The following is a 19,987-nucleotide window of genomic DNA, read 5'->3' as shown; positions in this document are numbered from 1 at the left end:
CCAGCATGGCGTCGGCCACACCCCAGGCGATGCCGTTCACGTCGCCGTGCTGCTCGGTGCGGATCGGGATGCCGGCGTCGCGGAGGCGGCCGAGCGGGCGGTAGCCCGCCTCGAACTCCGGGAGGTCGGGCAGCTGCGTCATGTTGAGGTAGCCGCCGGTGACGGCCAGCGTGCCGTCGGCGACGAGCTCGCGGAGGCGTGCGACCTCCGCCGGGGCAGCGTCGCGGAGGAAGTTCAGCACGGGCCGGGCGACCTCGAACGTCCAGCGGAAGCGGTCCGGCGCGTCGGGGGTCGTCGTGTCCTCGTCGGCCAGGCGCAGCACTTCGCGCACGATGCGGGCGTGCATCCCGTCGATGATCCGGGGGCTGTTGGTGTACCCCACGTCGTGGTGGGTGTGACCGAGCAGCAGCAAACGTCGGATGCGGGGCATCAGGGCCTTCCTCGAAGTCGATATGGCATCGTTGCCATACGACCCTAGGACTTGAGAAGCGCCCCGTTCAAGCGTAAGAAACGATCAAGTAACGAAAACCGGCTCCGTGTACCCGGTCCCCTTGTGAAGAGCCACGCCGCTGCATTAGCGTGCGATGTGGGAAGGTTTCCATACTGTCGCCTCTGAACCCCGGCAGTAGGGGATCCCGTACCTCTTCGCTCGGGCGAGGACGCCCGCTGCGACACCACTGAAGGGAAATCAGATGAACAAGAGGCACACCGCCCTCGCCGCGCTGGCCATCACCGCGTCGGTGGCGCTCCTCGCCGGATGCAGCTCCAGCGGCGGCAGCTCCTCCGGCGGGAACTTCTCGAAGGACGCCAAGGGCAGCCTGAACGCCTGGGGCTTCGACAACGCCGACGAGGTCGGCACCTCCCGAATCGACTACGCCAAGAGCCAGCTCAAGGACGTCACGATCAAGATCGACCAGACGCCGTTCGACGCGCAGAAGTTCACCACCCGCGTCGCCGGCGGCAACGTGCCGGATGTCGTGCAGATGGACCGCCAGTTCGTCGCCACCTACGCGGCGCAGGGCCTCATCCAGCCGCTCGACCAGTGCTATTCGGTGCACAACGTCGACCCGCAGAAGCAGTACTACGGCTCGGTCATGGACGACATCACCTACAAGAGCAAGATCTACGCGGTGCCGCAGTTCTACCAGCCGCCGGCGATCATCACCAACGAGCGCGTCATGAAGGCGGCCGGGGTCACCGACGCCGACATCGACACCTCCAAGCCGGAGCAGCTCGTTGCCGCGGTCAAGAAGATGTACAAGGCCTCGGGCGGCAACCCGTCCGTGCTCGGCTTCGACCCGCAGGCCAGCGGCCAGGCGGGCCTGTGGCTGCTCGCCAACGGCGGCCAGGTCATCGGCTCCGACGGCAAGCCGACCCTCGACGACCCCAAGAACGAGAAGGGTCTGGAGATCCTGAAGCAGATCGCGGACGCCCAGGGCGGCTACGCGAAGATGAAGAGCTTCACCGACTCCTTCGACTTCTTCGGCGAGAACAACCAGTACGTGAAGGACCAGGTCGGCGCTGAGGTCAACGCCCAGTGGTACGTCAACGTGCTGACCCCGTTCGTCGACAAGGTCGACATCGGCGCCGTGCCGTTCAAGGACAACTCGGGCCAGCCGTTCACCGTCGCCTCCGGCACGTCGTTCGTCATCCCGACCGGTGCCAAGAACAAGGACGCCGCGTGCGCCTGGGCGCTCAACCTGACCAGCCTCAAGGCGTGGGAGGCTGCTGGCGCCGCCCGTGCCAAGACGATCGAGAAGACCCCGGGTGCGATCAACACCGGTCTCTTCACCGGTTCGCCGGAGGCCGACAAGACGCTCCGTGAGAAGTACGTGAAGCCGTCCGGCAACGCGGGCTTCGACAAGGCGATCTCGACCTACTACGACGTCGTCGGCAGTGGCAAGTCGTTCGGCGCTTCGCCGGCCGGCCAGCAGATCCAGACCGAGCTGCAGAACGCGATCCAGAAGTACCTTCTGGGCAACGCGTCGGCCAGCGAGGCCCTGAAGCAGGCCCAGGCCTCGGCCATGAAGGCGTACGACCAGGCCACCAAGAGCAGCAAGTAACGTCGCTCGCAATACGGGGCGGTCTCCTTCGGGAGACCGCCCCTTCTGCGTGCGCCGGGGCGGCGCTGCGCCGCGGCGGGGCAGGCGCCGTCCGTCTGCGTCCGCGCCGAGTGGTGAGCAGATGTCGCTACTCGGCGCGGATTGGCGCATCTACTCACGTTTCGCGATGCGGGCGCTTCGCGCCTTGGCGGCCGCAGGGCGGGCCGTCCCGCCGAGTGGTGAGCAGATGTCGCCACTGGAGCTGGATTTGGGCGTCTACTCACCTCTCGGCGCCCGAGCCGGCGCTGGGCGCTGGCGCTTCGGAGGATCCCGCGCCTCAGCCGCGGGCGACGGCGGCCGCCTCCGGCAGGTCCGCCACCTCGCGCCGTCCGCGCAGCGCCGCCCACAGCACCGCGGGGCACGCAAGCAGCAGTCCGCCCGCGACGATCAGCGTCCAGCGCGCACCGATCGCGTCCCCGAGCAGTCCTCCGACGATCGCGCCGACCGGGAACAGGCCCATGACGACCACCTGCATCGTGGCGTTGACGCGGCCCAGGATGCGGTCCGGGCAGACCTGCTGGCGCACGCTCACCTGCGTGATCGCGTACACGATCTGCCCGAATTCGCCGGCGGCGATGCCGAGGACGATGAGCAGCGTCCACCATCCGGGCTGGGCGAAGGCCCCCAGCAGCGACAGGGGCGCCGTCACGGCCAGCGACAGCCAGACGATCCGCACCGACCCCACCGCACGGGAGAGCCGCGTGGTGAACGCCGCGCCGATCATCACTGTCACCGACCCGACTGCGATCACGATGCCGATCAGCGCCGGCGAGAGGCCGAGGGTCCGCGACAGGAACACCATGTTCACCGCCGATGCGATCGCGAACGAGAAGTTGCTCAGTGCGCTCGCCACGGCCGTGGCGCGCAGCACGCGCGAGCGGAACACGAACCCCAGTCCTTCTGCGATCTCACTGCGCATGCGCCGCCGACGGCCGTCCGCGTGCGCCGTCGGCGCATCCTCCCGGGCCCTGATCCCGATCAGGCACAGCGCAGACACAACGAACGTCCCGGCCTGGACAACCAGCACGGACGCCGCGCCGATCAATGTCACGAGGATGCCGCCCAGCGCAGGACCGGCGACCTGGCCGGATGCGCGCACGAACTCGAGCGACGAGTTGCCGGCGAGCACCCGCTCGCGGCCGATCACGGCCGGAAGATAGCTGCGGTAGGCGACGTCGAAGAACACCCGGGCCACCCCGGCCAGCAGAGACACGAGCAGCAGCTGCCCCATCGTCAGGATGCCGAACACGGCCGCGAGGGGGATGGTCGCCAGCAGGACCGAGCGCACGGCATCCGAGGCGACGAGGAGCGGACGCCGTCGCACCCGGTCGACCCACGCGCCCGCGGGCAGGCCGAGCACCGCGAAGGCGATGGTGGATGCGGCGCCCAGCAGACCCACCTCGAAAGCGGTCGCGTGCAGGGTCACCACCGCGAGCAGCGGGAGCGCCACCCCGGAGATCTGGGCGCCGAGCTGGCTGGTCGTCTGCCCGGCGAGCAGCAGACGGAAGTCGCGCGACGCGAACAGCGCGGCAGAAGAGTCAGGAGACGAAGAAGAGGAGGTCACGACGGGGGCCTTTCGAATCGGAACGGGTGGTCCTCCCACCCGCCGGCTCGACCCGGAGATCGTCGCTAGGGGGTTAGAACGTTACCGGGCGCGGGGACCGAAGTCCACCCGCGCCCGGTGTCCGGGGTGCCGATCAGCCCTTTCGGCCCTGCGTCGCCACACCCTCGATGAAGTACCGCTGGCCGAATCCGAACAGCAGCAGCATGGGCAGCGTCACGATGAGTGCAGCCACCATCACGAACTGGTAGTCGCCGTGTCCGCCGTTCGTCGGGCTGAAGGTCGTCATCGCGTACGAGATGCCGAGCGGGACGGTGAAGCCGTCGACGCCTCCCGCGTTCAGGTAGATCAGCGCCGCCTGCAGGTTGTTCCAGCTGGCCTGGAACTCGAACAGGAAGATGATGATGAACGAGGGGATGCTGAGCGGCATCGCGATCTTGGTGAACAGCCTCCAGTAGCTGGCGCCGTCGAGACGGGCGGCCTCGAACAGCTCACGGGGCAGCCCCATGAAGAACTGCCTCTGCAGGAAGATGTAGAACGCCGACCCGAACAGGTTCATGCCGAACAGCGGGATCCACGTGCCGATCAGTCCGAGGTTCTTCCAGATGAGGTACTGGGGCACCATCGTCACCGCACCGGGCAGCATCATCGTCGCCAGCACCAGGCCGAACAGCAGGGTGCGGCCCGGGAACTTGAAGTACGCGAAGCCGAACGCGACGATCGAGCTCGAGATGGCGACCAGGCCGGCGGCGAGGATGGCGATGATGACGCTGTTGCCGATCCACGACATCAGCGGGAGCTGGTTCCAGACCTCGACGTAGTTCTGCGGAGTGAACGTCTTCGGCCACAGGGAGTTGTCGAAGACCTCCTGCCGAGGCTTGAGGCTCGCGGCCAGCAGCCACGCGAACGGGTACAGGAACAGCAGGGTGAAGCCAATGGCGAGGATCCACAGCAGGGTCTTGCCGACGATCGACTTGGGCTTGTACCACCGGTTGCCGACCGGCCTGTCGCCGCCCTTGCCGGGGGTCTTGCCGGTCTGGGCCTCGGCGGCCTGGAGCTCGGAGGCGAGCGGCGCCGCGGCCGGAGCGGACTGGGTCGCTGACGACATCACTTGTCTCCTTCGTAGTAGACGAGGCGGTTGCTGACCTTCACCTGCACGAGCGTGATCAGGAGGATGATCACGAACAGCAGCCAGGCCATCGCGGCGGCGAAGCCGAAGTTGAACTGCCGGAAGGCCTGCTGGAAGAGGTAGACCCCGTAGAACAACGACGAGTCGGGCGACGCGTTCGTCTGATCTCGCCAGAACAGCAGGTAGGCCTGGTCGAACACCTGCAACGCCGCGATGGTGAGCACCACCACGTTGAAGAAGATGGCCGGGGAGATCATCGGGATGGTGATCGTGAAGAACTTGCGGATCGGACCCGCCCCGTCCAGCGACGCCACCTCGTAGAGGTCCTGCGGGACGTTCTTGAGCGCCGCCAGGAAGATGACCATCGTGCCGCTGACGCCCCAGAGGGTCATGAGCACGATGGACGGCTTCACCCAGTTCGGGTCGATCAGCCACTGCGGGCCCTCGATCCCGAACAGCGCCAGGAAGCGGTTGATCGCGCCCGTGTTGCCGTTCAGCAGCAGCAGGAAGATGGATGCGGTGGCCACCGCGGGCGTCATCTTCGGCAGGTAGTAGATGGTGCGGAAGACGCCGGCGCCGCGTCCCACCCAGTTGAGGAGGAGGGCGAGCAGCAGCGCGAAGATGATCTCCAGCGGGACGGCCATCACCGCGTAGAACAGTGTGTTGCCGAGCGAGAGCGCGACCTTCGGGTCGTTGAACAGCTCGGAGTAGTTGTCGAAACCGGCCGGGCTGGCGCTGTTCGTCGCGAGATTATAGTTGCTGAACGAGATGTAGAGGCTGTACAGCATCGCTCCGAGCGTGAACACCAGGAAGCCGATGATCCACGGGCTGATGAAGAGGTAGCCCGCGATCGCCTCCCGCCGGTTGTACTTGGAGGCCCGCTTCTTGGCCGGCTTGCGGTCATCCGTTCGGGTCTTGCCGCGTGACGCATCAGTGAGGACGGCCATCAGCGGCCTCCCCGTGTCGCGTCATCGAGCTCGGTGATCCTCATCGCCACCCTTTCGATCCGTCCCCCGCCTTCGTCGGCGCGGTGTGGCATCGTTACCACATAGCAGCGACTATAAGTCCTCCCGAGCGGGCCATGCAACCGCGCCCAGATCATTCCCGGGCGGGGCGGGCCTGCTCGGGCGACCCGTATGCGGCTATGTGGGCGGTGCCCGGCGGGGGATCTGCCTGTGTGCAGCGCACGGTACACCTGCGGGGGCTCACAGTCACGGGGGAGCGGTGCGCCCTCCGGATGGGTGGGAGCAGGGAGGCTCCGGCGACCATTAGGGTGGACTTCGCCGGGGCGACCGGCGCTGAGGCGCCCGGGGGAGAGGTGCCATGATCGAGAACGACGCGGAGGGGGCTCCACGCCGCGCGACGCTGAAGGATGTCGCGCTGGCGGCGGGGGTGTCGCAGTCGACGACGTCGCGCGCCCTGAGCGGTGAAGGATACGTCGCTGCGGGCGTGCGCGAGCGCGTCCTGGCGGCGGCGGAGTCGCTCGGCTACGTGCCGCACGCCATGGCCCGAAGCCTCCGTAAGCAGGACAGCCGCACGATCGGCGTCCTCGTCTCCGACCTCCGCAACGCCTTCTACGCCGACCTCGCCGCGGGCATCGCCGCCCGGGCGCGCCGCGAGGGCTACACGATGATGCTCGTCGACGACCAGGGCTCGACCGAGGCCGAGATGGATGCGGCGCGCGCGTTCGTCGCGACGCGTGTCGCCGGGGTGATCGTGACCCCGCTGTCGGGCGACGTCTCCGAGTACCTGATGCGTCAGCACATCCCCGTCATCGAGGCGGACCGGCAGTTCTCGGCCGGACGCTGCGACGCGGTCATCGTGGACAACGCGGGCGTGGCCAAGCGGATGACCGACCACCTGATCGACCTCGGTCACCGCCGCATCGCGCTGTTCATCGACGAGACGACGTGGACGACCGGCGGAGAGCGCGCCGCCGGCTACCGCCGCTCGCTGGAGGGTTCCGGCATCCCGGCGGACCCGTCGCTCGTGATCTCGACCGGATGGGACGCGGACGGCGCCCGCAAGGCCGCCATCGACATCCTGGCCCGCCGGGATCACCCGACGGCCATCTTCGCCGCGAACAACCTGCTCGCCGAGGGCGTGTGGCGGGCGACGAACGACCTGGGGCTCCGCATCCCGGAGGATGTGAGCGTCGTCTCGTTCGACGACTCCGAGTGGATGAGCATGGTGAGCCCCGGCATCACGGCGGTCGCCCAGGATGCGGTGTCGCTCGGCGAGACGGCGCTCGCCCGCCTGCTCGAGCGGCTGAAGGCCCCGGCGGCGGACCCGCACACGACGGTGCTGGAGGCGCAGGTGCTCCCGCGCGGCTCGACCGCCGCGCCGCGGGCGCTGTAGCGGGTCGCGCGCCTCCGTCCGCTGCGCGGCCCTGCGTGCGCTGGCCTGCCCGCCGAGTAGCGACATCATGTCGCGACTCGGCGCGGATTCGCGCGTTTACTCACGACTCGGCGCTCGTCGCGCGCGCAGCGGGCGCCGCGGTGCCCTGCGCTGCCCGCCGAGTGGTGACATGATGTCGCGACTGGGCGCGGATTCACGCGTCTAGTCACGACTCACGACACCGGGGTGGAAACGATCCCACGTTTGCGGCAGGATGGGCGCGGCGAGAGGACCGACGCTGAACACATCCACGAACCCACAGGCCGACCCGGGGCTGGCCGTCGCGATCGACGGCGGCAACTCCAAGACGGAGGTCGTCGTGCTCGAGCGCGCGGCGGGCGGGTTCGCCGAGCGGTGGCGCGCGATCGGCGCCGGAAGCGGCGCCGGTCCCGAGGCGGTCGTGGTGGCGGTCTCGGCGCTTCTCGCCGAGGGCGGCTTCGACCCGCGGGCCGCACGGCGGGTCTCCGCGGCCGTCGCCGGGCTCGACTTCCCCGGCGACGAGGCGGCGCACCGCGCTGCGCTGTCCGAACTGTTCCCGAACGCCGAGGTGGATGTCGTCGGCGACGCCGTAGCCGTGTTGGAGGCGGGCGGGGGCGCCGGAAGCGCGGTCGCGATCGTGTGCGGCGCCGGGCTCAACGCGGTGGCGCGCGGGCCCCGCGGCGTGGCCACGGTTCCTGCGCTCGGCTGGGCGAGCGGCGACTGGGGTGGCGGCGACGAGCTCGGCCGCGAGGCGGTCCGGGCCGCCGCGCGAGCGGAGGACGGGCGTGGCCCGGCGACGTCGCTCCTGCCGCTGGTGCTCGCCGAGACGGGGGCCGCCGATACGGTGGGACTCGCCCGGGCGATCCGCGACGGCCGAACGAGCATGCGGCAGGTCGGCGCCCTGGCCGCCACGGTCGCACGCGCCGCGTCCGAGGGAGACGCCGTGGCCGCGGACCTCGTCGCCCGTGCCGCCGACGAGGCGCTGCGCCTCGCCGACGTCGTGACGCGCGCCGCCTGGGGAGCCGACGCATCCATCCCGCCCGGCACCCCGGCCGTGCTGGCGGGCGGCCTCTTCGGCGACCCCGGCTTCCGCGAGGCCGTCGCCGCCGGGCTGCACGAGCGCGGCTTCGACCCGCGGCCGCTGGAGTTCCGCCCGGTCGACGGCCTGGTCCGCGCACTCCGCGGGCGCGACGCCGCCCCCGCCGCCGCGCCCGCCGCCCAGACACCCCCGCACGCGACCCCGAAAGGATCCGCATGAAGATCACCGTCATCGGCGCCGGCTCCACGTACACGCCCGAGCTCGTCTCGGGCCTGTGGAACGAGCGCGAGCGTCTCACGGTCGACGAGCTGTGGCTCATGGATGTGGACGGCCCTCGCCTCGAGATCGTCGGCGGCATGGTGCGCCGGATGCTGGCCCGTCAGGGCGCCGACGTCCCGGTCACCCTCACGACCGACCGCACGGCGGCGATCGAGGGGGCGGACGCGGTCCTCATCCAGTTGCGGGTCGGCGGCCAGAAGGCGAGGCTCCAGGACGAGCTCTTCCCGCTCGCGTGTGGATGCGTCGGCCAGGAGACGACCGGCGCGGGCGGGCTCGCGAAGGCCTTGCGCACCGTGCCGGTGGTGCTCGACATCGCCCGGGAGGCGCGCGAGCGGGCGAACCCGGACGCGTGGATCGTGGACTTCACGAACCCGGTCGGCATCAACACCCGGGCGCTGCTGGACGACGGACACAAGGCGATCGGGCTGTGCAACTTCGCGATCGGGGTGCAGCGCTGGATCGCCCGCGAGCACGGCGTGGAGCCGCGCCGTGTCGAGGTGTACCCCGTCGGGCTGAACCATCTGTCGTGGGTGCGCAGCATCCGGGTCGACGGGGTGGATGTGCTGCCCGGCATGATCGCCGACCGCTCCGACGAGCTCGGGCGCCGCGGCGGCGTCACGGGCGAGCTCATCCGCGACCTCGGCGTGCTGCCCTCGTACTACCTGAAGTACTACTACGCGCACGATGCGACGGTGACCGAGATGAACACATCCACTCCGCGCGCGACGGTGGTCGCCGACGTGGAGCGCGAGCTCCTCGAGCTGTACGCGGATCCGGCCGTGGACACCAAGCCGCCGCAGCTGGAGGCACGTGGAGGCGCCTTCTACAGCGAGGCGGCCACCGCGCTCCTCGCCTCCCTGGTGGCCGGGACGGGCGACAACCACGTCGTCAACGTCCGCAACAACGGCCTGATCGCGGGCCTGGCCGACGACGACGTGATCGAGACCCTGTGCCGGGTGGATGCGTCCGGTGCGACTCCGCTGCCGCAGGAGCCGGTCGCGCCCGAGCTTCTGGGGCTGATCCAGCACGTCAGCGCGTACGAGCGGCTCGCCGCCCGCGCGGCGGTGACGGGCGACCGGCGGCTGGTGCGGATGGCGCTGCTCGCGCATCCCCTCGTCGGCCAGTGGGATCTCGTGACCGCACTGGAGCGGGGCCTGTTCGAGACCGGGGCCGACCTGCTGCCGCAGTTCGCTCCGAACGCGGGCGCATGACCCGCTTCGCCGACGTCGTGGTGTACGGCGCGACGTCCGCCGGTGTCGCGGCAGCGACGGCCGCGGCGGGGGCCGGCGCGCGGGTCGTGCTCGTCGAGCCCGGGCGCCACCTGGGCGGCATGACCTCCGGCGGCCTGGGGTACACCGACGTGGGTGACGTGCGCGCGCTCGGCGGGGCGGCCGCCCGCCTGCGGTCCGACATCGCCGACCATTACGGCACCGCTCCCGGGCATTACGCCGGTCCGGAGCCTCACGTGGCAGAGGCGATCTTCCGGCGCTGGCTGGAACAGGCGGGCGTCGACGTCGTCTTCGACGCCGCGCTGACCGCCGTCGAGGCCGCTGAGGGTCGCGACGGCCGGGATCTGCGCTCCGTCACGGTGACCGGCGGCGAACGGATCGAGGCCGCGGTCTTCGTCGACGCGAGCTATGAAGGCGATCTGCTGGCCGGGGCGGGCGTGCCGTACCGGGTGGGACGCGAAGGCCGCGAGCTGTACGGCGAGCGCTTCGCCGGCCGCCAGGAGCTCGTGCCCGGGATGCACAACATGCCGCCGTGGGTCTCGCCGTTCGCCGGCGACGCGATGGGCCGATCGCCGGGACGCATCCTCGCCCAGTTGCACGACCGCCCGCTCGCCGCAGTGGGCGAGGGCGACGGCGGCGTCATGTCGTACGGCCACCGCGTGTGCCTGACGACCGCGGCCGACCGCATCCCGTTCGAGCGCCCCGCCGACTACGACGAGGAGTACTGGGAGCTCGCCCGCCGCTTGTTCGACCGCGACCGCCGCGCGGGCGTCGAGCGCCAGGCCGGTGGGATGCTCGGCCTCGAGCCGAACCTCCCCGGCGGCATGGCGGACGGCAACTCGCTGGGGCCCCTGTCGCTGAGCGTGCTCGACGGCTCGGCGTGGGAGTACCCCGACGCCTCCCCGCAGCGGCGGGAGGAGCTCCGCCGGCACCACGAGTCGCACACCCGCGGCTTCCTGTACTTCCTCTCGCATGACGCCGATGTCCCGCGGACGATCCGGCAGGAGCTGTCGCGGTGGGGTCTGCCGCGCGGCGAGTTCGCCGACACCGGGCATCTGCCCCACCAGCTGTACGTGCGCGAGGCGCGGCGGATGGTCGGCGAACGGGTGCTGACCGAGCACGACCTTCTGGCGGGAGTCGTCCCCGCCGACACGGTGGCCCTCGGGTCGTACCACATCGACGTGCGCGAGGTGCAGCGCGTGTGGCGGTGGGTGTACGAGCATCCCGAGCCCATCGGCACCGTCTTCACCGAGGGGTACCTCTCCGTGCCGGTGCCCGTCTACGGCATCCCGTACGCTGCCCTCACCCCGAAGCGGGAGGATGCGGCGAACCTCCTGGTGCCGGTCTGTCTCTCGGCGTCCGCGGTCGCCTTCGCGTCCGTTCGCATGGAGCCGCAGTACATGATGCTCGGCCAGGCCGCCGGGGTCGCGGCGGCGCTCGCTGCCTCGGCGGGACGGCCGGTGCAGGATGTGCCGCTCGGCCTCCTCACCGACCGCCTACGGGCGGGTGGGCAGCGGCTCCAGGTCGCATAACCACGGAGTGGTACCGGTGTCAATCCCCCTGACATGACAGGAATTCGGTGCCTCCGTTAGGGCACTATGAAGGCATGGGAAAACTCGTCTACGGAGCGGGCCAGGAGTACGACCTCGACGACCGCGTGCTCAGCCACGTCAAGCTCGCGATCGTCGCCAAGCTCCGCCGGCACGAGAGTTTCCTTCTGAACTGGGATGTGCCGGTCGAGCAGGGCTCGGGCCGCGTCTCCCTCTGGATCAGCCGCGAGGTCCCGCTCGCCTTCCAGTTCAGCGGCAGCCGTCCCCCGGCCATCAACCCGCAGTGGCTGGAGGCGCTCATGCACACCTCGCAGCGCACCGGCGGCATGGTGATCATGCCCGAGGACGAGGTCTCGCGTCACATCCCCTGACCCCGGCTGCACCGTTCGGAGGGTTCGTCAATCCCCTGCTTTTCGGGGTGCGAGCGCCTTAGCTTTGCTTGCATGGGCGATATGACGGCGACTGCGGTGCTCATGATGCTGCCCCGCCGCGCCCGGACGCCGGTCGCCGTGCTGGTCGACGGTCCGGTCCCCTCCTCGTTGCGGCTGGACGTCTTCGGCGGCCGCGACCTGTTCGTGCGGATGCGCCGGGGTCCGGGCGTCCACGGTCTCGGCGAGCCCTACCGCGAACAGCACCGGGACGACTTCCCGGTGGAGTCCGATCCCGCCGTCGTGGTGTCGTCCGACCGGCACGTGCAGGCGCGGTTCGCCTGCTCGGCGTCCGTCTTCGGCGCGTCGGACGTGGTCGTCTTCGTGCCGCTGGACGACGACGGCGAGGCCCCGCAGCACATCAGCGTGCCCGTCCCGTCGCTGGATCGGCCGTCCTGGCACGAGTTCGAACTCGTGTCGCGCACCCGGATGGAGTGCCGCTATCGCGTGGCCGAGTCCGGCGGCGCTCTTCCCACCGGAGGTTCCCGTGCTCTATCAGCTCTCTGAGGTCGAGGCGCTGCTCGCCGACGGTCCCGGACTGTACGTCCGCTTCTCCGCCGGCTACGGGCCGGACCTCGAGGCCGGGTCCGTGGACGCGGAGAGCGGCCTCCCCTGCCCGGCCTGGCCGCGCATCCTCTCGACCCCGAGCCGTGGTGGACGCTGCCCCGCGCCGAGTGGGTCGCGCGCCAGATCAGCCGGCTGCCCGCGCCGCGGCATGCGCCGCAGGACGGTTCCCGGCCGGAGCGCTTCGCCTGGTTGCTGCGCGGGCGCGAGGTGGGGCACGCTGCCGACGGCGAGGCGCTGATCGCGGATGTCGAGGTGGTCGGCCGTCTGGCCGAGTGCCTGATCGAGCAGGCCGACAGAGTCTGGGGCGCGCGGTTCGACGCCGAGCTCGGGCGTCGCGAGGCGGAGCTGGTGTCGGTGGCGCATGCCTGAGCAGTACGTCGAAGGCCGGGGCACCGCGTCGCGCGTGGACGCGACCGCGGTGCTGCAGCTCATCTCCGACGGTCCGTCCGGCGGCACGGCCATCCTGCTGCGCCGCCCGGAGGCGCCGCCGTTCGTGGTGATGGGCGACGACTCCGAGGAGGGGTTCTCGCGGCTGCGCCGGGGAACGATCGCGTACGGGGTGCCCGAGATGTACCAGGCGCTGCCGCGCGACATGATCCGGGCGGGGCACATCCTGCACGTCCGCGGCGACCACCGGCCGGCGCGGGTGGACAAGGCGGGGTCGATCTTCGGGCCCAATCCGGAGAAGCTGTGGGTGCCGCTGGACGACGAGGGCCGGCCGTTCGAGCGGATGCGGGTGCCCATCCCCTCGCTGGAGCGCCCGGCGTTCGTGGAGTTCGCGCTGGAGTCCCTGGACGAGGTGCTGGAGTACCGCCTGCACGGCGAGGCGCAGCTCGGCGACGGTTACATCTGCTCGTACTGCGGAAAGCTGTGCCCGCAGAAGGAGCCGCACACGGCGGCGCACGGCGTCGCGGGGCACACCCACGCGGGCGTCGCGGCCGGGCAGGAGCAGGAGCCGGCGCCGCTGACGGGTCCGCTGGAGCTGGGACACCCCGGCTCCGGGACGCAGCTGTGAGCCGCGCTCTGCGGCTGCTGGTCTGGCAGGTCCACGGCGGCTGGATGGACGCGTTCGTGCGCGGCCGGCACACGTACCTGCTGCCGGTGGATGCGGCGGGCGAGGGCGGCGTCGGCGCTCGGCCGTGGCCCGCGAACGTCGTGGATGTGCCGGAGGCGGAGCTCGCGTCCACACCGTTCGACGCGGTCGTGCTGCAGCGGCTGGAGGAGTTCGAGCTGGTCGAGCGGCTGACCGGGCGCAAGCCCGGCATCGACGTGCCCGTCATCTTCGTCGAGCACAACACGCCGCAGCAGGGGGTGCCGAACTCCCGGCATCCGCTCGCCGATCGCGACGACCTGATCATCGCGCACGTGACGCACTTCAACGCGCTGTTCTGGGACACCGGCGCGACCCGCACCGCGGTGATCGAGCACGGCGTGGTGGACTACGGCAACTTCTTCACCGGTGAGCTGCCGCGCGCGGCCGCGGTCATCAACGAGCCGGTGCGCCGGTGGCGGGTGACGGGGTCCGACCTGCTCGGCGGGTTCAGCGCGGTGGCGCCGGTGGATGTGTTCGGCATGCAGGCGGACGGCCTCGCGCAGGCGCTCGGTGTCGGCGCCGACCGCGTGGTGGCCGCGGGCGACATCGAGGCGCCGCGGCTGTTCCAGGAGGTGGGGCGGCGACGCGTGTACGTGCATCCCAACCGGTGGACGTCGCTCGGGCTGGCGCTGCTGGAGTCGATGACGGCGGGGGTGCCGGTGGTGGCCCTGGACGCGACGGATGCGCGGCGCGCCGTGGTTCCGGGCGTCGGCGCGGTCTCGACCGACGTGACGGAGCTGCATGACGCCGTCCGGGCGTTCGTCGACGACCCGGGTCGGGGGGCGGAGGCCGGCGAGCGCGCGCGGGAGTGGGCGCTCGAGCGGTTCGGGCTGGGGCGGTTCCAGGCGGACTGGGATGCGCTGCTCACCCGCTGGGTCGCCTGACCTGGCGCGATTTGGCACAAATGTCGCTTATCGCGGCCGCATAATCGCGATTCGGCACAGATCTCCGCGGGGGTCAGTCGTCGCGGGCGTCGCGGAGGGTGCGCTCCGCATCACGGAGGGCGTGCTGCGCCTCGTTGAGGCGACCGCGCAACTCGCGCTCCGAGGCGCGCGTCTCGGTGAGGTCGTCCGCCACCCGCTGGAGCTTCCGCTGCAGGCGGTCGCGCTCGGCCTCCAGGTCGCCCCGGCGGTCGACGGTCTCGTCGAGCTCGTCGTCGAGCGCGTCCGCGTCGGCCCGCGCGCGTTCCACGGCCTTCTCGGCGGCACGGATGCGGCGCTCACGCTCGCGACGTTCGCTTGCGCTCTCCACCGGTTCGGCGGGCGGTTCCAGCCCCTCCGCAGACTCCGCCGCCTCCTCGTCCGCCGTCCCGCCGTCCTTCCGCGCCGGAGCGCCGGACGGCGCCTCCGCCGTCTTCCGCCGCGACCGCGTCGGCGCCGGGAAGTCCTCGATCTCGACGGGCAGAGCGACAGCCTCCGACACGTCGACCTGCTCCAGCCCGGTCGACTCCAGTGCGCGCAGCAGCATCCCGCTGCGCACCGCCGCCGCGGCCGCCGGGTCGATGACCGCCGCCTGCAGGGTCTCCTCCACCTCGCGCTGCACCGCGGGGCTGAGGTCGAGTCCCTCCGTCGCCCGCTGCAGCAGCCGCTGCCGCTCCTGGGTCAGCGACCGGATCTCCGACCGGTCGCGTGAGGCGAAGGCGTCGCGCATCCGCGAGCCGATCTGGAGCACGTCGCCGATGAGATCCGGATGCTCGCGCACGAGTGCGTTGATTGCAGCGGCCGACGCCGACGGCTTCCGCAGCGCCTTGATCTCCTTCGCGGTGGGCTTGTCGGCCTGAGCGGCGGCGGCGTTGCGCCGGGCGATGAAGTCGCCCGGCTCGGCGGCGTAGAGCTCGCCGGCGACATCCCGCAGGTCCATGCCGCGAGTGTACGCGGGGGCCCCGCCGGACACGACGACGGCCCGCGGACGGGTGTCCGCGGGCCGCGCCGGCGTCGGACGCCGGGGTGCTGGTGTCAGGCGCGCGGTGCCTTGGAGGCGCGCACCGCGGCGAAGTACTCGTTGGACGGACGGAGGAACATCAGGATGACCGCCACGACCGCTGCAGCGAACTGCAGGAAGCCGGTGCCGAAGCCGTTGATGATGTTGAGCAGCGAGAGCACGGTCAGCACGGTCAGGACGATGCGGGCCCAGTTCGCGCCGCGGCGCATGAAGAACGCGAACAGCACGAACGCGACCGCCCAGAAGATCAGCGTGACGACGGCCCACGTGGTCGCTCCGGCGATCACCGCGTCGGCCAGGCTCTGCGGATTGCCGGTGTTGGCCTGGCTGGAGTTGCGGATGGCGTCGAGGAACTGCGCGCGCTGCGAGCCGATCGTGGCGATCGTGATGATGCCGCTGATCACGCTGAGCACCGCTCCGGCGATGAACAGCCAGAACGCGATGTTCACCGTGCGCGGCGGCTCGGTCGGCGCGGCGACGGCTGCGCCGTCCGGCGTGGTGCCCGCAGGATACGCGGGCGTGGCGCCGGCAGGGTACGCGGGCGGGGGCGGCGGAGCGGCGGGGAAGCCCTCGCCTGCGGCCGGGGAAGCGGGCGGCGGGGTGTACGGCTCGCCCGCCCCGCCGGCTCCGGCGGGGCGCGGCGTGCTCTCGTCGTCAGGATTCGTCATGGCGCGACCCTACTCCCGCCGAGAACGGCCTGACTAGGCCTGGTATCCGGAGCCCGGGCCCGTTAGGACGCCCCTGCCGCCGGCTCCTCCGCCCGGACGGCCGGCGCCGGGGCGAGGGCTTGCGTGGCCGGCCCCTCCAGCACGGTGCCGTCGGGCGCGAAGCGGGAGCCGTGCAGAGGGCAGTCCCAGGAGAGCTCGGCGTCGTTCCAGCGCACCACGCCCCCGAGGTGCGTGCACACCGCCGTCAGTGCGCACGTCGTCCCGTCGACCGTCGAGACCGCGACCGGGGTGCGCCCGCGGCGGCCGACGGTGCCGGTTCCCTCCGCGACCGGTTCGTCGTCGAGCTCGGGCGCCGTCTGCGCAGCGGCCCACTTCGACACGGCCGCCTTGCCGACAGCGGCGTTCATGGCGACGCCCGAGGCGATGTCGACCGGGCGGGTGACGCGGTGGTGCAGCACGCGCGCCCACTCCAACGTGTCGCCCGTCAAGTCCGCGGTGAGGCTGAGCGCGGAGGCGATCGCGTTCGTCATGCCCCACTTGTCGTATCCCGTCGCCAGGTAGACGCGCCCGCGCCCGCGCGGCAACCAGCCGACGAACGGCACCCGGTTTGCCGACCGGTAGTCCTGCGCCGCCCACCAGTGCGTGCGCTCCGCGCCGGGAAAGGTGCGTTCCGCCCATGCGGAGAGGTCAGCGAGCTTCTCGGCGGGCGAATCGGCGCGTCCGGCGGGGTGCCCGTTGCCGCCGACGAGCAGCAGCGGGTCGCCGTCCGCACCCGCCGCCGTGCGCAGCGACCGGGTGGGCGCATCCGCAGAGAGGTACATCCCCTGCGGGATGCTGCCGGGAACGCGGTACGCCGTGACGTAGGAGCGGGTCGGCTCCACCTTGGCGAAGTACAGGCCGCGATCGAGGATGGGCGTGCCGGTCGCGATGACGACCTGGTCGGCGCGGGAGGTGCCCGAGGTGCTCGTGACGACGGCCGGCTTCGACGCCGAGACGTCGGTGACGCGCTCGCCCTCGACGATCCGCCCTCCCAGCCGGCGCAGCTCGGACGCCAGGGCGGCGAGCACCTTCAGCGGATGCACCTGCGCCTGCGCGGCGAGCGTCAGAGCGCCCTCCACCCGGAACGGCAGCTCCGTGGTGCGCTCCTCGACCGCGTCGAGGCCGGCCATGCGGGCGGCGGCGAGCTCGGCATCCAGCTTGTCCAGCCCATCCAGCGTCGTCGCGTACGTCACCGCGTCGCGGATCTCGAACGGCACCCGCTGCTCCTCCAGGAAGTCGAGCAGCCAGCCCTGCCCGGCGGTGTTGCCGTCCACGTACGCGCAGAGCACGGCTTCAGAGGAGTGGCGGCGGATGGAGGAGAGCGTGGTGCCCTGCAGCAGGCTCACCTTGCCGGTCGTGTTGCCCGTCGTGACCGCGCCGACCGTGCGCGCTTCGAGAACGAGCACGCGCATCCCGGAGCGGGACAGCATGAGCGCCGTGGCGAGCCCGGTCAGGCCCGCGCCGACGACGATCGTGTCGTACTCGCCGTCCCACTCGAAGGAGTCGGTGGCGATGTGAGGGGAGGTCTGGAGCCAGAGGGACGTCGTCGGCATGAGACGAGCATCCCCCGCCGAGGCTCCGGGCGGAAGCGGTCGACGGGGCGCAGGGTTCGCTACGCGAGCGAATCGAAGTCGAACCAGAAGGCGTCGTCGTCGTCCTCGCCCGACGCGGCCCCCGAGGACACCGGGTCGCGCGGGATGGTCGCGGTCTCTATTCGCACCTTGGTCTGGGCGGTGACGAAGATCTCGCTCGGCGGCCGGCTCGACTGCGTGATGGAGACGAAGTCGCCGTCGTTCCTGCTTGCCTGGACGACGCTGCTCTTCAACTCCTCGACCGGCGCACGGTCGACGAAGGTGAACCTCAGGTCGTCAATGTAGACGTGGAACACCTGCATTACCCTCTCCCGGTCGTCGGTTACTCGCCCGATAGTACGCGGTGGGCCGGAGAGCACCAGTGCACTCGTGTATCGGGAATGAAACGGGACCTGTCAGAGCAGGTCGTAGTCCATGTCGGGAAGATCCTCCGTGCCGTTCGACACGAAGGTGGCGCGTCGTGGGCCGAGCGCCGCGATCTTCTCCTCGAATGCGGTCACGAAGCCCTCGTCCCGCAGCTCCGGCCCGTCGTACTGCTCCTCCTCCGCCATCATCTGGCTGGCGGGACCGAGCAGCAGGAGCACCTCTCCCGCGCGCCCGTCCTCGAGCACGGCGGGGGCCTCCACCTCGGCGGCCTCGTTGTTGTGCGCCAGGGCGGCGGCGAAGCGCACGATGACGTCGGCGATGTCGTCTCCGGTGAGGAGGGACCCGCTGGCATAGTGGATGCGCTTCATCACCCATCCATACGATCTCCTGCACGAGAGGTCAAGGTCGGCTGCGAAGCCTTGCGGATACTCGAAGCCGCGCGTTCACTCGCGACCATGACCGATGAGAACCGTCCCCTGACCGCCCTCGCGCTCGTCTGCACCCTGAAGCCGTCGCCGAACGAGTCGAGCAGCCAGCTCCTCGCACGCCAGCTCCTCGACGAACTGGCCACTCACGACGTCACCGGGACGGCCGTCCGGCTGGCCGACTACGACATCAAGCCGGGGGTCGAGCTGGACGAGGGCGAGGGCGACCAGTGGCCGCACATCCGCGAGCAGATCATCGCCTCCGACATCCTCGTCATGGTCACCCCGACCTGGATGGGGCACCTCTCGTCCGTCGCGCAGCGTGCGCTGGAGCGCCTCGACGCGGAGCTCTCGGAGACGGACGAGGACGGCCGGCCGCTGGTGGAGGGCAAGGTCGCGATCGTCGGAGTGGTCGGCAACGAGGACGGCGCCCACGCCATCATCGCCGACCTCTTCCAGGGCCTCAACGACGTGGGCTTCAGCATCCCGTCGCAGGGTTCGACGTATTGGAACGGCGAAGCGATGGGATCGGTCGACTACAAGGACCTCGACGAGACGCCGGAGGCGGTCGCCAGCCAGAACGCCGTCGTGGCGAACAACGCGGCGCACCTCGCCCGCCTGCTCACGGCGCAACCGTTCTGAGCTCGCGCCGCTCGAGACGCTCGCCGCTCGAGTGGTGAGTGGATGCGCCTTCGGGCGTCGAGTGGTGACATGATGTCGCGACTCGGCGCCGACGCGCCCCGCCCGGACGACGCCGCCGCGCTGCGCGGCCCCGGCTAGCATGGCCGGGTGCCCGCACCGGACCCCGAGATCGTCGCGCGCCTGCGGGCGGCGGGATGCGTCTTCGCCGAGGACGAGGCCCGTCTGCTGATCGAGGCGGCCGGGTCGGACGCGGAACTCGAAGCGCTCGTCGCGCGCCGGGTGGCCGGTGAGCCGCTGGAGCCGCTCCTCGGCTGGGTGGCGTTCTGCGGCCTGCGCCTCCACGTGGACGCCGGGGTCTTCGTCCCCCGCGCGCGCACCGAGCTCCTCGCGCAACGGGCGGCCGGCCTCGCCCGCGACGCCGCGCAGCGGAACGGCCGAGCCGTCGTGGTCGACCTCTGCTGCGGCGTCGGGGCGATCGGGGCCGTCGTGCGGGATGCGGTGCCGGCGGCCGACGTCTACGCCGCCGATATCGACCTCGCCGCCGTGCGGTGCGCCCGGCGCAACCTTCCCGCCGACCGTGTGTTCGGGGGTGACCTGTTCGCCGCGCTCCCGGCCGCGCTGCGCGGGCGCGTCGACGTCCTCGCCGTCAACGCGCCCTACGTGCCGACCGAGGCGATCGCGCTGATGCCGCCGGAGGCCCGCGACCACGAGCCCGCCACGGCGCTCGACGGGGGCGCGGACGGGCTCGACCTGCATCGGCGGATCGCCGCCGAGGCGTCCGCGTGGCTGGCGCCGGGCGGCACCCTCCTGATCGAGGCGGGTATGGAGCAGGCGGAGGTCTCCGCCGGGCTGTTCGCCGCCGCGGGCCTCTCGACCGGCATCGAGACGGACGACGAACGGGGTTCGACCGTCGTCCTGGCCGTCGCACCGCGCTGAATCCGTCCCTTCACCCCCGCCTTGC

20 protein-coding genes and 1 pseudogene are annotated in these 19,987 nt (G+C 71.2%); 12 read left to right on the top strand and 9 right to left on the bottom strand.

The features are described 5' to 3' along the window. Positions 1-37 precede the first annotated feature (37 nt). Positions 38-430: pseudogene (locus ACQ86M_RS15105) on the bottom strand (hypothetical protein); the annotation flags it as partial. A gap of 262 nt (positions 431-692) precedes the next feature. On the opposite strand from ACQ86M_RS15105, the gene ACQ86M_RS15100 reads away from it, so the two are divergent. Then, entirely contained in the window at positions 693-2,063 is a 1,371-nt protein-coding gene (locus ACQ86M_RS15100) for an ABC transporter substrate-binding protein (protein ID WP_431246030.1), read from the top strand. 316 nt (positions 2,064-2,379) lie between these two features. Here ACQ86M_RS15100 and ACQ86M_RS15095 read toward each other — a convergent pair whose 3' ends face one another. From ACQ86M_RS15095 to ACQ86M_RS15085, 3 genes are all read right to left on the bottom strand, one after another. Further along, a complete protein-coding gene (locus ACQ86M_RS15095) occupies positions 2,380-3,666 on the bottom strand; it encodes an MFS transporter (RefSeq protein ID WP_431246029.1) in 1,287 nt (428 codons plus the stop codon). Between the two features lie 133 nt (positions 3,667-3,799). Then, complete coding sequence (locus ACQ86M_RS15090; RefSeq protein WP_431246028.1) at positions 3,800-4,771, bottom strand: carbohydrate ABC transporter permease; 972 nt, start codon at positions 4,769-4,771, stop codon at positions 3,800-3,802. After that, positions 4,771-5,739, bottom strand: coding sequence for a carbohydrate ABC transporter permease (locus ACQ86M_RS15085; RefSeq protein ID WP_431219429.1), 969 nt, complete (start codon positions 5,737-5,739; stop codon positions 4,771-4,773). The genes ACQ86M_RS15090 and ACQ86M_RS15085 overlap by 1 nt, the downstream gene beginning before the upstream one ends. 376 nt (positions 5,740-6,115) lie before the next feature. Between ACQ86M_RS15085 and ACQ86M_RS15080 the strand changes: the two genes are divergently transcribed. The 9 genes from ACQ86M_RS15080 (at position 6,116) to ACQ86M_RS15040 (ending at position 14,237) form a co-directional block, all read left to right on the top strand. Continuing rightward, entirely contained in the window at positions 6,116-7,150 is a 1,035-nt protein-coding gene (locus tag ACQ86M_RS15080; protein ID WP_431246027.1) for a LacI family DNA-binding transcriptional regulator, read from the top strand. 253 nt (positions 7,151-7,403) lie between these two features. After that, a complete protein-coding gene (locus tag ACQ86M_RS15075) occupies positions 7,404-8,426 on the top strand; it encodes a BadF/BadG/BcrA/BcrD ATPase family protein (protein ID WP_431246026.1) in 1,023 nt (340 codons plus the stop codon). Next, a complete protein-coding gene (locus tag ACQ86M_RS15070; RefSeq protein ID WP_431246025.1) occupies positions 8,423-9,697 on the top strand; it encodes a 6-phospho-beta-glucosidase in 1,275 nt (424 codons plus the stop codon). Before ACQ86M_RS15075 ends, ACQ86M_RS15070 begins: the two co-directional genes overlap by 4 nt. Continuing rightward, complete coding sequence (locus ACQ86M_RS15065; RefSeq protein ID WP_431246024.1) at positions 9,694-11,247, top strand: FAD-dependent oxidoreductase; 1,554 nt, start codon at positions 9,694-9,696, stop codon at positions 11,245-11,247. The genes ACQ86M_RS15070 and ACQ86M_RS15065 overlap by 4 nt, the downstream gene beginning before the upstream one ends. Positions 11,248-11,321: 74 nt before the next feature. Then, the gene (locus tag ACQ86M_RS15060; RefSeq protein ID WP_431246023.1) at positions 11,322-11,636 is read left to right on the top strand and encodes a hypothetical protein; all 315 of its coding nucleotides are present in this window, start codon (positions 11,322-11,324) and stop codon (positions 11,634-11,636) included. A gap of 81 nt (positions 11,637-11,717) precedes the next feature. Continuing rightward, positions 11,718-12,200 (top strand): hypothetical protein, encoded by a 483-nt coding sequence (locus tag ACQ86M_RS15055; RefSeq protein WP_431246022.1) that lies wholly within the window; start codon positions 11,718-11,720, stop codon positions 12,198-12,200. A 105-nt stretch (positions 12,201-12,305) separates the two neighbouring features. Beyond that, positions 12,306-12,629, top strand: a complete 324-nt coding sequence (locus ACQ86M_RS15050; protein WP_431247897.1) for a DUF6098 family protein — start codon at positions 12,306-12,308, stop codon at positions 12,627-12,629. Further along, positions 12,622-13,275, top strand: a complete 654-nt coding sequence (locus tag ACQ86M_RS15045; RefSeq protein ID WP_431219422.1) for a hypothetical protein — start codon at positions 12,622-12,624, stop codon at positions 13,273-13,275. The genes ACQ86M_RS15050 and ACQ86M_RS15045 overlap by 8 nt, the downstream gene beginning before the upstream one ends. Further along, positions 13,272-14,237, top strand: a complete 966-nt coding sequence (locus tag ACQ86M_RS15040) for a glycosyltransferase (RefSeq protein ID WP_431219421.1) — start codon at positions 13,272-13,274, stop codon at positions 14,235-14,237. The genes ACQ86M_RS15045 and ACQ86M_RS15040 overlap by 4 nt, the downstream gene beginning before the upstream one ends. A gap of 73 nt (positions 14,238-14,310) precedes the next feature. Here ACQ86M_RS15040 and ACQ86M_RS15035 read toward each other — a convergent pair whose 3' ends face one another. From ACQ86M_RS15035 to ACQ86M_RS15015, 5 genes are all read right to left on the bottom strand, one after another. Beyond that, positions 14,311-15,213, bottom strand: coding sequence for a hypothetical protein (locus ACQ86M_RS15035; protein ID WP_431246021.1), 903 nt, complete (start codon positions 15,211-15,213; stop codon positions 14,311-14,313). Between the two features lie 95 nt (positions 15,214-15,308). Then, positions 15,309-15,962: a hypothetical protein gene (locus ACQ86M_RS15030; protein ID WP_431246020.1), complete on the bottom strand. Its 654-nt coding sequence runs from the start codon at positions 15,960-15,962 to the stop codon at positions 15,309-15,311. Between the two features lie 62 nt (positions 15,963-16,024). Next, positions 16,025-17,554: an FAD-dependent oxidoreductase gene (locus tag ACQ86M_RS15025; protein ID WP_431246019.1), complete on the bottom strand. Its 1,530-nt coding sequence runs from the start codon at positions 17,552-17,554 to the stop codon at positions 16,025-16,027. 59 nt (positions 17,555-17,613) lie between these two features. Further along, positions 17,614-17,895 carry a hypothetical protein gene (locus tag ACQ86M_RS15020; protein WP_431219417.1) on the bottom strand — a complete coding sequence of 94 codons (282 nt, stop codon included), beginning with the start codon at positions 17,893-17,895 and terminating at the stop codon, positions 17,614-17,616. 93 nt (positions 17,896-17,988) lie between these two features. After that, the gene (locus ACQ86M_RS15015) at positions 17,989-18,327 is read right to left on the bottom strand and encodes a hypothetical protein (protein WP_431221501.1); all 339 of its coding nucleotides are present in this window, start codon (positions 18,325-18,327) and stop codon (positions 17,989-17,991) included. A gap of 87 nt (positions 18,328-18,414) precedes the next feature. Here ACQ86M_RS15015 and ACQ86M_RS15010 point away from each other — a divergent pair, with 87 nt between their 5' ends. Both ACQ86M_RS15010 and ACQ86M_RS15005 read left to right on the top strand, forming a co-directional pair. Then, positions 18,415-19,026: a flavodoxin family protein gene (locus tag ACQ86M_RS15010; RefSeq protein WP_431219416.1), complete on the top strand. Its 612-nt coding sequence runs from the start codon at positions 18,415-18,417 to the stop codon at positions 19,024-19,026. A gap of 147 nt (positions 19,027-19,173) precedes the next feature. Further along, positions 19,174-19,962, top strand: coding sequence for a putative protein N(5)-glutamine methyltransferase (locus ACQ86M_RS15005; protein ID WP_431246018.1), 789 nt, complete (start codon positions 19,174-19,176; stop codon positions 19,960-19,962). The last annotated feature ends 25 nt before the right edge of the window (positions 19,963-19,987 follow it).

The sequence above is a fragment of the Leifsonia xyli subsp. cynodontis genome, from assembly GCF_050632205.1.
GTDB lineage: Bacteria > Actinomycetota > Actinomycetes > Actinomycetales > Microbacteriaceae > Leifsonia > Leifsonia xyli_D.
The sequence above is the reverse complement of the archived record's forward strand: the minus strand, read 5'-3'. Positions and strand labels throughout refer to the sequence as shown.

Coding starts and splice junctions, on each gene's coding strand:
- ACQ86M_RS15100 (WP_431246030.1), top strand. CDS start 693: ATGAACAAGAGGCACACCGCCCTCGCCGCGCTGGCCATCACCGCGTCG.
- ACQ86M_RS15090 (WP_431246028.1), bottom strand. CDS start 4,771: ATGTCGTCAGCGACCCAGTCCGCTCCGGCCGCGGCGCCGCTCGCCTCC.
- ACQ86M_RS15085 (WP_431219429.1), bottom strand. CDS start 5,739: ATGGCCGTCCTCACTGATGCGTCACGCGGCAAGACCCGAACGGATGAC.
- ACQ86M_RS15080 (WP_431246027.1), top strand. CDS start 6,116: ATGATCGAGAACGACGCGGAGGGGGCTCCACGCCGCGCGACGCTGAAG.
- ACQ86M_RS15075 (WP_431246026.1), top strand. CDS start 7,404: ATGGGCGCGGCGAGAGGACCGACGCTGAACACATCCACGAACCCACAG.
- ACQ86M_RS15070 (WP_431246025.1), top strand. CDS start 8,423: ATGAAGATCACCGTCATCGGCGCCGGCTCCACGTACACGCCCGAGCTC.
- ACQ86M_RS15065 (WP_431246024.1), top strand. CDS start 9,694: ATGACCCGCTTCGCCGACGTCGTGGTGTACGGCGCGACGTCCGCCGGT.
- ACQ86M_RS15060 (WP_431246023.1), top strand. CDS start 11,322: ATGGGAAAACTCGTCTACGGAGCGGGCCAGGAGTACGACCTCGACGAC.
- ACQ86M_RS15055 (WP_431246022.1), top strand. CDS start 11,718: ATGACGGCGACTGCGGTGCTCATGATGCTGCCCCGCCGCGCCCGGACG.
- ACQ86M_RS15045 (WP_431219422.1), top strand. CDS start 12,622: ATGCCTGAGCAGTACGTCGAAGGCCGGGGCACCGCGTCGCGCGTGGAC.
- ACQ86M_RS15035 (WP_431246021.1), bottom strand. CDS start 15,213: ATGGACCTGCGGGATGTCGCCGGCGAGCTCTACGCCGCCGAGCCGGGC.
- ACQ86M_RS15030 (WP_431246020.1), bottom strand. CDS start 15,962: ATGACGAATCCTGACGACGAGAGCACGCCGCGCCCCGCCGGAGCCGGC.
- ACQ86M_RS15025 (WP_431246019.1), bottom strand. CDS start 17,554: ATGCCGACGACGTCCCTCTGGCTCCAGACCTCCCCTCACATCGCCACC.
- ACQ86M_RS15020 (WP_431219417.1), bottom strand. CDS start 17,895: ATGCAGGTGTTCCACGTCTACATTGACGACCTGAGGTTCACCTTCGTC.
- ACQ86M_RS15015 (WP_431221501.1), bottom strand. CDS start 18,327: ATGAAGCGCATCCACTATGCCAGCGGGTCCCTCCTCACCGGAGACGAC.
- ACQ86M_RS15010 (WP_431219416.1), top strand. CDS start 18,415: ATGACCGATGAGAACCGTCCCCTGACCGCCCTCGCGCTCGTCTGCACC.